The 11,109-nt window shown below is 70.7% G+C and carries 16 protein-coding genes; 4 read left to right on the top strand and 12 right to left on the bottom strand.

From position 1 onward, the window contains the following. Positions 1-62 precede the first annotated feature (62 nt). Positions 63-1,040 (bottom strand): hypothetical protein, encoded by a 978-nt coding sequence (locus ACGFML_RS15850; protein WP_393544013.1) that lies wholly within the window; start codon positions 1,038-1,040, stop codon positions 63-65. A 133-nt stretch (positions 1,041-1,173) separates the two neighbouring features. Here ACGFML_RS15850 and ACGFML_RS15845 point away from each other — a divergent pair, with 133 nt between their 5' ends. Further along, a complete protein-coding gene (locus ACGFML_RS15845; RefSeq protein WP_393544011.1) occupies positions 1,174-1,515 on the top strand; it encodes a hypothetical protein in 342 nt (113 codons plus the stop codon). Between the two features lie 81 nt (positions 1,516-1,596). On the opposite strand, the gene ACGFML_RS15840 is transcribed toward ACGFML_RS15845, so the two are convergent. Beyond that, positions 1,597-3,210, bottom strand: a complete 1,614-nt coding sequence (locus ACGFML_RS15840; RefSeq protein WP_393544009.1) for an MFS transporter — start codon at positions 3,208-3,210, stop codon at positions 1,597-1,599. A 113-nt stretch (positions 3,211-3,323) separates the two neighbouring features. On the opposite strand from ACGFML_RS15840, the gene ACGFML_RS15835 reads away from it, so the two are divergent. Both ACGFML_RS15835 and ACGFML_RS15830 read left to right on the top strand, forming a co-directional pair. Continuing rightward, complete coding sequence (locus ACGFML_RS15835) at positions 3,324-3,716, top strand: winged helix-turn-helix transcriptional regulator (RefSeq protein WP_393544007.1); 393 nt, start codon at positions 3,324-3,326, stop codon at positions 3,714-3,716. A gap of 153 nt (positions 3,717-3,869) precedes the next feature. Then, on the top strand, positions 3,870-4,025 hold the full coding sequence (locus tag ACGFML_RS15830) for a DUF6131 family protein (protein ID WP_393544005.1): 156 nt from the start codon (positions 3,870-3,872) through the stop codon (positions 4,023-4,025). A gap of 34 nt (positions 4,026-4,059) precedes the next feature. Here the strand turns inward: ACGFML_RS15830 and ACGFML_RS15825 are convergent, their stop codons facing one another. The 10 genes from ACGFML_RS15825 to ACGFML_RS15780 all read right to left on the bottom strand — a co-directional run bounded on the left by ACGFML_RS15825 (position 4,060) and on the right by ACGFML_RS15780 (position 9,448). Then, positions 4,060-4,917, bottom strand: coding sequence for an alpha/beta fold hydrolase (locus ACGFML_RS15825; RefSeq protein ID WP_393544004.1), 858 nt, complete (start codon positions 4,915-4,917; stop codon positions 4,060-4,062). A 180-nt stretch (positions 4,918-5,097) separates the two neighbouring features. Beyond that, positions 5,098-5,271 carry a CsbD family protein gene (locus ACGFML_RS15820; protein WP_393544002.1) on the bottom strand — a complete coding sequence of 58 codons (174 nt, stop codon included), beginning with the start codon at positions 5,269-5,271 and terminating at the stop codon, positions 5,098-5,100. A gap of 125 nt (positions 5,272-5,396) precedes the next feature. Continuing rightward, positions 5,397-5,804, bottom strand: a complete 408-nt coding sequence (locus ACGFML_RS15815; protein WP_393544000.1) for a gas vesicle protein K — start codon at positions 5,802-5,804, stop codon at positions 5,397-5,399. Between the two features lie 2 nt (positions 5,805-5,806). Further along, positions 5,807-6,076, bottom strand: coding sequence for a gas vesicle protein (locus ACGFML_RS15810; RefSeq protein ID WP_393543998.1), 270 nt, complete (start codon positions 6,074-6,076; stop codon positions 5,807-5,809). Then, positions 6,073-6,903, bottom strand: coding sequence for a GvpL/GvpF family gas vesicle protein (locus ACGFML_RS15805; RefSeq protein WP_393543997.1), 831 nt, complete (start codon positions 6,901-6,903; stop codon positions 6,073-6,075). Before ACGFML_RS15805 ends, ACGFML_RS15810 begins: the two co-directional genes overlap by 4 nt. Next, the gene (locus ACGFML_RS15800; protein WP_393543995.1) at positions 6,903-7,379 is read right to left on the bottom strand and encodes a gas vesicle protein; all 477 of its coding nucleotides are present in this window, start codon (positions 7,377-7,379) and stop codon (positions 6,903-6,905) included. Before ACGFML_RS15800 ends, ACGFML_RS15805 begins: the two co-directional genes overlap by 1 nt. 79 nt (positions 7,380-7,458) lie before the next feature. Next, positions 7,459-7,725 carry a gas vesicle protein GvpG gene (locus ACGFML_RS15795; RefSeq protein WP_393543993.1) on the bottom strand — a complete coding sequence of 89 codons (267 nt, stop codon included), beginning with the start codon at positions 7,723-7,725 and terminating at the stop codon, positions 7,459-7,461. A gap of 10 nt (positions 7,726-7,735) precedes the next feature. Further along, positions 7,736-8,449, bottom strand: coding sequence for a GvpL/GvpF family gas vesicle protein (locus tag ACGFML_RS15790; protein WP_393543991.1), 714 nt, complete (start codon positions 8,447-8,449; stop codon positions 7,736-7,738). Between the two features lie 3 nt (positions 8,450-8,452). After that, entirely contained in the window at positions 8,453-8,908 is a 456-nt protein-coding gene (locus ACGFML_RS15785) for a gas vesicle structural protein GvpA (RefSeq protein ID WP_393543989.1), read from the bottom strand. A gap of 90 nt (positions 8,909-8,998) precedes the next feature. Further along, complete coding sequence (locus tag ACGFML_RS15780) at positions 8,999-9,448, bottom strand: gas vesicle protein (protein ID WP_393543987.1); 450 nt, start codon at positions 9,446-9,448, stop codon at positions 8,999-9,001. Positions 9,449-10,157: 709 nt separating this feature from the next. Between ACGFML_RS15780 and ACGFML_RS15775 the strand changes: the two genes are divergently transcribed. Continuing rightward, positions 10,158-11,045 (top strand): universal stress protein, encoded by an 888-nt coding sequence (locus tag ACGFML_RS15775; RefSeq protein WP_393543985.1) that lies wholly within the window; start codon positions 10,158-10,160, stop codon positions 11,043-11,045. Positions 11,046-11,109: the final 64 nt, after the last annotated feature.

Here is an 11,109-nt window from a genome sequence, read left to right as displayed (position 1 = left end):
GGTCGGCCGGAGCGGTGCCGCCGCCCTGTCGCGGCGGCACCGCGCTCCGGCCCCGTCCCGGCTCAGATCGCGAGCGCACCCCGGAACCGACCGTGGTCGGCGTCCGGGCCGGTCACGGCGAGCCAGCCGTGGCCCACGGTGTCGAGTACCTCGACCGTCGTCGGCTGGACGGAGAGATAGGAAGCGGCCTCATGCGGGTCGCGAACGCCCTCGGCGTATTCCTCGGCGTCCTCCGGGTCGTACATGTCGTCGTCCTCGTCCTGCATCAGGCTCCGCTCGAACTCCAGCGGTTCGCCGATCCATTCGGGGTCGCCGTACGTGCGGTACGCGCGCTTGTCCTGCCCGTTCTCGGAGACCCACCACACCTGCGCGCCGTTGTAGTCGTCGACCGCGTAGAAATGCGCTTCGCCGCACTGCGTGCTGAGCTTGGTGATGACTTCCGACCAGTTGTCGTTGAGGTAGTCGGTGCCGTAGACGAGCCGCCAGCCTTCACATTCGGGGGTGATGAAAACGCGGTATGTCGTCGCCTCGGTCCCGTCCTCGGCGGTCTCGTTCACCGAATTCTCGTGGCGGACGGCTGCGGAGATTCCCAGCGCAGTCGTCACGGGGCGCGCGTCGTGCAGTTCCAATGCCCGGACGATATCGGCCGCTTCCGCCCGGGGCACCGCGACCCAGAGATCGTCCGGCAGGTCACCGGGCTGCTCGTCCGGCAGCTTGATCCGTACCAGCCGTTCGACGGCCGCCCGTTCCGCGGCGCTCAGGGCATCGCCGCCACCGAGCTCCGCCAGCATGCGCAGGGCGGCTGCCCGCAACTCGCCCGGGCCTCCGTCGCGCACCGCTCTCAGCTGCTCGATCGCCGCGGTACCGAGGCGTTCCAGGCACGATTCCGCGGAGGGGGCACTCGGCCCTTCCGGGTCTCGGATCAGCGGCAGCAGATGCGGCACGACGGGGGCCCCGAGGGCGACCAGCCGGTCCCTCGTCTCCCTGTCGTCGTCTCCGGCGGCGAGTAGTCGGACCAGCGCGGCGATGTCCTCATTCATAAGAACGACCCTAGCCGAGCGGATCGCAGGCACGCCGGGCCCGCCGGTGGAGTACGGTCAACGCCACAGACGGCGCGTGATTCACCGTTTCTGTGCGGTTGCACAGGCAATGACGTAAGACGAAGGAGTTTCCATGACTTCGGACCACAACTCTCCGGCGGATTCGGTGGCTGTGCCCTCGAGCCCCGACGAGGCGCTGGAGTCGGTTCGCCGGCAATTCGGCGAGCCCCGCTCCTTCGACGGCACTCCCGCCCCCCTGCACGTCCAGGAATTCGACCTGGGATATCTGGTGTACGCGACATTCGCCAAGCCCGTCGACCGGAACGGCCGGCCGGTGCCCGCGCCGCCCGGCGGCAGCAGCTTCGTGGTGGCGAAGGACAGCGGGAAGATCTCCACCGTCCCCAACTATCCGCCGGAGCAGGCCATCGCCCTCTACCGCAAGCAGGTCGCACGGGCTGAGAACTCCGGGGCCTGAATCACGCCGACCGCAGTCGACGCACGCGGTGCGCACCGGCCGTCGCGGTGCGAGCGAGGAACGGTGAGCGGCGCCGGGCCGTCAGCGGTCCTGGCTGTCGGTGGAACGCGGCCGCAGCAGCGTGGCCGCCAGGATCGCCGTGCCGACCAGGACCACCGCGGCGCAGACGGCGACGGCGGTGAAGCCACGGTCGTAGGCGGTTCTGGCCGCGTCGCATACCTGGGCGGCGGCCGGGGTGTCCAGTCTGCCGGCGACCGTCTCGGCGGAGGAGAACGACTCCTCAACGGCGTTGCGGTCCGCCGCGCCCAGGCCGGGGGTGGCGGGCAGGGCGAGCCGGTAGCCGGCGATCAGCACAGCGCCGAGGACCGCGACGCCGAGTCCGGCGCCGAGTTCGAAGGAGGTCTCCTGAATGGCGGCGGCCTCGCCCGAGCGGTCCGGGTCGGCCGCGGCCATGATGGAGTCCGCGCCCAGGGTCATCACGATCCCCGCTCCGTACCCGGCGGTCACGAGGGGGGCGACGAGCACGGCCAACGCCCCGGTGTCGCCCACCAGCGCCAGGAGCGCCATGGCCGTCGCGAAGATGCCCAGCGCACCGGTCAGCGCCCACCGGTTGCCCCACCGGGCCGAGACCCAGGGCGCGGTCGTGGCGCCGACGGCGTTGGCCGCGGCGAGCGGCATCAGGGCCAGACCCGCACGGACCGGTGAGAAGCCGCCCACCTGTTGCAGCCACTGGGTGAGGAAGAACAGCAGCGCGACATAGCTGCCGAAGCAGCCGATGACGCACACGGTGGCGGTGGAGAATCGGCGGTCGGCGAAGAGCGAGAAGTCCAGCAGTGGTTCGGCGAGCCGGCGTTGGCGACGGACGAAGAGGTGGAGCAGGGCCGCGCCACCCACCGCGGTGAGGACGATCGCCGTGCTGACGCCGGCGTGCTCGGCGCCCTGTTTGAGCGCGAAGACCACGCCGGCCAGGCCCGTGACGGACAGCGCCACACCGGCGAGGTCCCACTGCCGGGGGCGGGGGTTGCGCGATTCGGGGATGACGCGGGTGCCGACCACAAGGATGGCCAGGGCGATGGGTACGTTGATGAGGAAGGCGGCCCCCCAGCCCCACCGCTCGGCGACCAGCCCGCCCACCAGCGGGCCGAGGGTCGCGCCCACGCTGTGCGCGGCCGTCCAGACACCGATCGCGACGGCCCGCTCGCGGTCGTCGGTGAACACGACGCGGATGATCGCCACGGTGGAGGCCATGATCATCGCGGCGCCGATACCCAACACCACGCGCGACGCGATCAGCTGCGGGGTGGACGAGGAGAAGCCGGCGGCGGCGGAGGCCGCTCCGAACAGCGCGAAGCCGCCGAGGACCATCTTCTTGCGCCCGATCCGGTCGCCCAGCGTTCCGCAGGTCACCAGGAGCGAGGCGAGGCTGAGCGAGTAGACGTCCACGATCCACAGCAGCTGGGTGCCGCTGGGGTGCAGCTCGCGGCTCATGTCGGGGACCACCGCGTGGAGCACCGTCAGGTCGATCCCGCACAGCAGAAGGCTGCTGGAGACCACGGCCAGGACCAGCCAGCGCTGCTTCGCGGTCCTTTCGGTCGAGGGTGGGAGCACCCGTAACGAGGCGTCACGGTGCGGCAGTTCACGGCACGGCAGTTCACGGCACGGCAGTTCACGGCACGGCGTTGCACTGTGGTTCATGGAAGAACTCTCATGCCCTGAATACCGTCGGGACAAGTACGGTCATTCATGTGCCATAGTGCCAATCCGTATACCAATGGGGGTTGTCTCGCATGCGGAGCAACGTCGGTGCCATGCCTGACTACTGTGCGATCGAGGCCGCCATGGAGGTTCTCGGTGGCCGTTGGAAGCTGGCGATCCTCAAGCACCTCCTGGTCGGGACCCACCGGTTCAGTGAGCTGAAGCGCGGTCTGCCACGCATCACTCAGCGGATGCTGACCCGCCAGCTGCGCGAGCTGGAGGCCGACGGGCTGGTCGAGCGCACCGTCTACCGCGAGGTGCCGCCCCGGGTCGAGTACGCGCTGACCGAGACCGGCCGCAGCCTCGACGCCATCGCGGGGCAGCTGGATGCGTGGGGCCGCTGGTATCTGGACACCCACGGCGGACCGACGAGCGACCCGACCGCGGAACCGGCGGCCGCGGACCGCCCCGGCGGCCGGCCGGATACGGCGGATGCAGCGGAGTAGGGGCGGCGCTCTCCGTGCACGGTCGGCGGGTGCGGCGAAGGGGGCAGTTTCACCCGGCACATGCCGTTGCGCCCGCCCCCGCCAGCGGTTGCCGTCTCCCTGGAAGGGGATCAGAGTGAGAGGAGAAACGCATTTCCGAGATCGGAGCGTACCGTGATAGTTCTCGGGATCATTCTTCTTGTCATCGGGTTCCTGACGGGCATTGCCATCTTGTGGACGATCGGCATCGTGCTCGCCGTTCTCGGCGTGATCTTCTGGGTGCTCGGCTCCATGGGGCATGCGGTCTTCGGGCGAAAGCATTACTACTAGCCGGATGATCCCCCGCAAGGTCCGCCGCCGGTTGTCACGAATTCACCAGGAACTCCAGAATGCGGTGGTCGAGTTCGGCGGCTCGGACAAAGGGCATGGCGTGGTGTGAGAGGCCCGCAAGGACAGCGGTATCGGCGCGTGGCAGGTGGCGGCTCACCGCGGCCTGGACGCGCCGGCTGTCGTGCGCCCGGGCTGTCCCCCGCGAGCAGCACCAGCATCGGCACGGTGGACGCCCGCAGCTCTTCAGGGCGCGGGCGTTTCGCCACGACGACCCTGGCGTGCGGGAATCGGCGGCACGTCCGTACAGTTCCCTCCAGGTGGGATCGATTTCGGTGCCGCGGGTCTCCCAGGCGAGGAAGGCACGGGCGCGCTCCGCCGTGGGCCGCACGAGCAGCGGGAGGGCGCGCAGGAGGTAGCCCGGCCGGAGCCCGGCGAAGCACTGCGTGGGATCGAGGAGGACGAGCTTGCGGACCCGCCGCGGTGCGCGCAGAGCATGGGTGAGGGCGATCCAGCCGCCGTACGAGTGCCCGCACAGATCAGGGCGGTCCAGGCCCAGGTCGTCGAGGACGCCGTCCAACCAGGCGTGCAGGTCGTCGGTGGACCGGAGCGGCCGGTCGCCGCGGACGCTGCGGCCCGCCTCGCCGATCCGGTCGACGGCGTAGATCCGCCGCGTGCGGCCCGGCCCGGCCGCGTTGGCGAACCACACCGTCGAGGTGGCGCCGCCGCCGCCGTGCAGCAGCACCAGCGGTTCCCCGCCCTCGGGACCGTATGCGGTCACCCTGGTCGTGCCGTATGCCGAGGTGAGGTCCAGCCGGTCGACGGGTCCCGGCCAGCGGTCGAGGACGGCGTCGTACGCGGCCCGGAAACGCGTCGGATCGTCATTGCCGGCCATGGGTCCCCCGGTGGGTGTGCGGCTGGCTCCGCCGCCTCAAGCATCCCGTTCGACAACGGAGTTCGGGGGAACGCGGCGGAGCGGTCCGTTCAGGTGCCGGGCCCGGAGGGTGCCGTGCCGGTCCCGGGGGGCCGTGTCGGCGCCCGGGCGGGGGGACCCGGGCGCCGGCGTTTCCGGGGATCAGTGCTTGAAGGTGTCCTTGGCCTTCTCTGCGGCATGCTTCAGCATGCCCATGACCTTTTCGGCTTTGCCCTTCATCTCCATGCTTTCGTTGCCGACGGCCTTTCCGGTGGATTCCTTGGTCTTTCCCCCGGCGATTTCTCCGAAGTTCTTGGTCTTTCTTCCGATGCCCATGTCGTGCTCCTTCGGGGCTCGGTCGAGCCGGTGGGATTCTCCCCATCGGATGCCCGGGCGCAGGTCCCGGGTCACGCGTTCGTCAATTGAATTGTTGCACCTCGGGCACCGCAGGCGGGAAATCCTCAGTCGGGCGGCGGCAGCAGGGTCCCCAGCGGGCCCAGATCCAGATTGAGGTCGTCCAGGGAAAGGTCGTAACGGGCGCAGAGTTCGATCATCCGGCGGTGGAGAATCATGAGCGTGGTGCCCAGGCGTTCCTCCTGTTCCTCGGTGAGGTCTCCGGCGTCGACCCGGTGGAGCGCCTGGCGTTCCATGAGCTGGCGCAGCAGCTCGACGACGGTGAGGACGAGCTTGATGAGATCCCGCTCCACGGTGTCCGGGTCGGTGTTGATCCGCTGTGCCGCGGTACGCGGCGCGGCGGCATCCCGGGGCGGCGCGCTGCGGGGGTCCGCGGGCAGCCGCCGGACGGCGCGGGTGGCGGCGTCGGCGACGTCCTGGAACCGGTCGGCCGGGGGGCCGTCCTCGGGGGCCACCGTCAGGACCGTCCCGTCGGCGTGGTGGCCCGGTCCTGCCAGGGCGAGAGGTTCTGTTCGGTGACGGAGACGATGAGGGCGCGCAGGGAGATGCGCACGAGGTCGATGTCGGCGATGGACAGCACGACGTCCCCGGTGAGGACCACGCCGCCGGTGAGCAGGCGGTCCAGGAGGTCGATCAGCGCTATCTGCCGGTCCGGCAGCGGGCCCTCCGGCAGCGGCCCCTCCGGCAGAGTGCGCTCCGGCACCGGTGATCTCTCCCCCGCGCTCATGACGTGGCTCGCTTCGACGGCCCGGCCTCGGAGGGCCCGGCCTCGGAGGGCCCGGCGAAGGAGTACGGGGCCCAGGGGCCGGTGACGTCCACGCGTACCCCGGCGAGCCCTTCGGCGGCCCGGGTGACGTCGGTGCGGAAGCGCTCCGCATGCCCGAGCGGCACGAGGTAGGCGTCGTTGACGATGTTCTCTCCGGGGCCGCGGGCGAGTTCGCCCTGCTGCGGCCGGTGGCGGACCCGGTCGACGGCGTGGGCGCGCGCCGCCTCCTCGACACGGGCGGCGGCCCGTTCGGCGTCCCGGTATGCGTCCTCGCGCGCATGCCGTTGCGTTCTGCGTCGGCTGAGGTAGGAGCGGCCGGGGCTGAGATCCGGTTCCGGGGCCGCCACCGGTCCGCCCCCCGGCTCCGCCGGCTTCTCCACGTAGATCTTGACGCCCCACTCTTCGTGCGCGGCCAGTTCGGCCAGACGCTCCGCGAACGCCTCCCGGCGGGCATCGAGCATGCTCCGTACCCGGTCGTCGTCCAGGTAGACCGTCGCGAGCCGCAGGGGCAGCACCGTGGTGCGGGCGGCCAGCGCCTCGATCACCCCGTGATGGGCACGGGCCACCGACTCCAGCCAGTCCAGGTCCTCCAGGTGAGCCTTCAGCGCTGCCTCCTGGAAGTCCTGCGCCGGCACCGGGCTCACGGCCGCCACCACCTCCCCGCCGTGTTCCGCGCGCACCAGATGCACCGGCGTACCGGCCACCCCGCGGAGCCCGGACAGCTCCTCCGCCAACAGTCCGTCGGCGTCCCGGACCGCGCCGTACACATAGGTGATGGACTCGGTCATCACTCTTCCCGCCTCTTGCTGCGGGGGGCCGAAGCGGAGCGTTTGCTGCGCGGGGCCGGCTCGGAGCGTTTGCCGCGCGCCGTGCGGCCGGGGGCGGCCCGGCGGCCGTCCGCGTCCTCCTCGGCCGGCGGCAGTTCGCCCCCGCCCTCGCGCAGCGACTCGATCTCGGCCCGGAGCCGTTCGTTCTCCTCGGCCAGCGAAGGGTCCTCGCGGGCACGGGAGGACAGTGCGGGATCGTGCTCCCACCAGTCGATGCCCATCTCCTTCGCCTTGTCCACCGACGCGATCAGCAAGCGCAGCTTGATGGTGAGCAGTTCGATGTCCAGGAGGTTGATCTGGATGTCACCGGCGATGACGATGCCTTTGTCCAGGACGCGCTCCAGGATGTCGGCGAGGTTGGCCGAGGAACCCTGCCCGTACGGGGTGGTGGACCTGGACTGGTAGTCGCCCAGCTTCCTGGCGACGGGTTCGTTCACGGCCGTTCCGCCTCTGCTCCCTGGTGCCGCGGCGGGCCGGCGGCAGTGCCGGGCGGGCCGCCGTGCCCTGCTCGCACGCTCATGCGCCGGGGTTGTCGTTGTCGATGCCCTGGAGGTGGGCGCGGATCTCGTCCAGCCGGTCGAGCAGTTCGTCCTCTCGCCGGTCGAACGTCTCCTCGTCGATCTCCCCCGCCAGCAGCGCCCGCTCCAGCTCGGCCAGCTCCCGCTCGACGGGCTCGGGGTCGTAGTACTCGTTCTCCGCGGCTTCCAGGACGCGCCCCACGACCCAGGTGATGCCGCGCACCGGTGCCAGCGGGAAGGTGGTGATCTGTGTCAGTAGGCCCATGAGGTGCTCCTCAGACGAAGCTGTAGGCGGGCAGGGGACCACGCAGGCGAAGGTCGCAAGCCTCGCCCAGTTCCGCGGCGATGTCCCGCTCGGCGGCGAGGAACTTCGCCTCCTGGTCCCGGTCGACCAGGAAGGACACGTTCACGAAATCGTCCCCACCCGGCTTCGACGAGCGCTCCTCCCGCGCGAACTCACGCAGGACGTCGACGACGCCCGCGGCCAGCCGGTCGTTGCGCAGCTGCACCTCCTGTGCGAGCAGTTCACCGAGGGCGAGCGGCAGTTGCGGACTTTCGTCGCCGTTCCTGATGCGGTCGTTGAGCTCGCGTGCCTCGTCCGACTCGCGGAGGATCTGGCGCAGCAGTGTGTCCTCGTTCTGGGCCGCCTTGAGGTGATACTCGGCGCACCCTTCGAGTGCCTGCAGCCGTTCGGTGAACTCCTCAGCCCGCTCGTCCAGGACCTCGCGCACTGCGGCGTCGTCCTCGGTGGTGAAGCCGAACTGCAGCGGCAGGACGGTGCCGTCGGCCATCAGGCGCTCCTGGACGGCCTGGTGCGCGGCGAGGTCCCGCCGTTTGGGACGCAGGCCCTCCGGAGCGTCACTGACGACTGCGTACAGTTCTCGGCTCTGCACCGTGCGCAGGGCGGTCGGCGGGTCCCCGACCCCGCCGAGGTCGTCCAGTTGCTGCGGATGGCTGGACGCGACAACGGAGTAGACGTACACGGCCATAGCTCATTCCTTCCGGCGCCGGGCCGGCCTGCGGGCCGGCCGTTCCCGCTTCTCCGCGGGCTCCTTGTGCCGTTCCTCGTGCTCCTCGTCGTCCTTGCCCCCTCCGGTGAGGGCGTCGGACACCACTTCCTTGGCCCCTTCCAACGCTCCTTTGGACTTGCCCTTGGCGCCACTCTCGGTGGCCTCGCCGACGATGTCCGTCAGCTGGGCGGGGGCCTTCTCGCCCGACTCCAGATCGAGGCGGTTGCACGCCTCGGCGAAGCGCAGGTAGGTGTCGACGCTCGCCACAACGATGCGGGCGTCGATCTTGAGCAGCTCGATGCCCACCAGCGACACCCGCACGAAGACGTCGATGACCAGGCCACGGTCCAGAATCAGATCGAGGATGTCGTAGAGATTTCCGGAGCCGCCTCCGCCACCTCTGGAGACGGTTCCGCCGCCTTGCGGCACCACGGTCACGGTGCCTCCCTTCGCCGGCTCACCCTGCCTGGGCGGAGCAAGCCGTATCGGTCGCTCGTCGATCGGCGACTCTCTGTCGTTGCGGGCCCGTCAGGCACCCCGGTCGATCTGTCCTCGCGTGTAGCGGCGGGTGCGCTCATACGCCATCAGTTCACCCTCCGCGTCCAGCGTCACGCGATAGGTCGCCATCACGCTGGTGGTCTGGGGGACCCGTTCCAGCTCCATGACTTCCACGTCGGCCTGCCAGCCGTCGGCGGTCGGCTTGACCGCGGAGACGGACTCGGGCGCCCGTCCGAGCAGCTCCTGGAGCTGCTCGGACGCGTATCGCATGGCCCGCGGAGCCCCGACGCGGCGGGCGGTGTGCTTCGCCCCGCCCTCACTCGTGGGGCCGGCGTCCCGGTCGCTGTCGGGCGCCCTGACGGCCTTCCCGGCGGTCTTCCCGACCGTCTTCCCGGCTGTCCTCTTGGCTGTCCTTTTGGCTGTCTTCTTGGTGGACGGACGCCGCACCTGCTCCGTGTCGTCCTCTTCGTCTGCGGCCATGCTCTCTCTCCGAAATCGGAGACGACACGCGGTCTGCGCCACCCTCAAGGTGCGCTATTACATGATATACGGCAGCAGATCCATGCAACCCGGGCAGGTTGCTCGCCTCGCCAAGCCGCGACCACCCCCTGACCACCCACGCACGCCGACCGACCGGCACTGCGGCGAACCGTCATGGTCCGCCCGCGGGCACGCCCCCTGGGCCTCGTGCCGCGAGTCGCGCACACAGCGCCTTGCGTCGCCGTTCGCGAAAATGTCACATTCAAGTAAACGTCCCGCTCGCAGGGAATCGCGTGCGTTCGGAGGTCACCGTCCACGGGGGGGGGTGCCATCGTCCAGGGAAGGCGGTCGACGAAGATCGGCCACGGCGTCCAGCGCCCATGCCGGTCACGCCCGTTCACCGGCGCGGTCGACGCCCCACACCGGGTCAGCGGCCGAACACACCGCGTGTCCCCGCTTCCATCTGCCGGCTTCCGCGGGCACCCCCGCCCACGGGAGCTCGCGCCAGGCACCGGGACATGGCTCCGCAGACGCCCCCACCCGTCCCGTCATACCCAGATCCATCCTCTTCCGCCCCTCTTCCGCCCCTCCTCCGCGTCGCCGAACGGCCGATCTGCACCGCCTTGAACCCCCGATCCCCCGGGTACCAGGAAGAGCCGGCGGGCCAACCGGCCCGCCGGCGTACCCGATACGAGTCAGGAGCAGCCCGATGAACGACACCGCCACAACAGGCCGGCCCGTCCTGGTGGGGATCGGCGAGGGGCCCGACCAAGGGGAACTCGTCCGGCACGCGGCGCTGCACGCCGGGCGCCACCACAGCCCGCTGCACCTGCTTCATGTCGCCGACCGTCCGGAAGCGGAGGGGACGTTGCCCGACGACGGGGACACATCCGGTCCGTCCACGGGCGGATCCGTCCTCGATGGGCTCGTGGCGCTGGTGCGGTCGGAGTTCCCCGACCTGCCGGTGACCGCCGAGACCGCACCCGGCCGAGCAGCCGAAGAGCTCCTCCGCCGCTCGTCACGGTCGGCCGCCCTCGTGCTCGGTCACCGCGGAACCGGCGGCTCCCCCCGCCTGCCCCTCGGCTCCGTCAGCTGGGAGGTCGCCGCCCATGCCGACTGCCCGGTCCTCGTCATCCGCCCGGGAGAAACGCCCGCGGACCCTGAAAACCGTGTCGTGGCCGGTGTGGACATCTCCGACGTCTCCGAGGAGGCCCTCGACCTGGCCTTCACCGAGGCCGAACTGCGCGGCGCCCACCTGGAGATCCTGCATGCGACCTTCCACCCCGGCGAGCTGCCCGCCGGCCCGGGACTGGTGGCACCCGACCACCAGGCACTCGACGAGTCGGCCCTCCTCATCCTGGAGGCCGAGACCGCCGAACGCCGCACCCGCTTCCCTCGGGTGCATGTCCACTCCCGCGTCGAGCGCATCCGTCCCGGCACCCTCCTGCGGGACGCCTCACGGCACGCCTCTTTGCTCGTCGTCGGCTCACACGGACGCAGCGGCCTGCGGCGGCTGATGCTGGGCTCCGTCAGCGGGGAGGCGCTGCACACGTCGGGATGCCCGGTGGCAGTGGTGCCGTCCGGCCGCACTTCCTGACGTGACGCCAGGCGCTCGTCACGTCAGGACGGGGCGTGCCGGGCAGGGTCGACTCGGGTCGGGA

Origin of the sequence: Streptomyces sp. NPDC048650, from assembly GCF_043199095.1 — a bacterium.
Taxonomy (GTDB): Bacteria; Actinomycetota; Actinomycetes; order Streptomycetales; family Streptomycetaceae; genus Streptomyces.
Note: the sequence above shows the minus strand (reverse complement) of the source record. Positions and strands in the feature narration are given on the sequence as shown.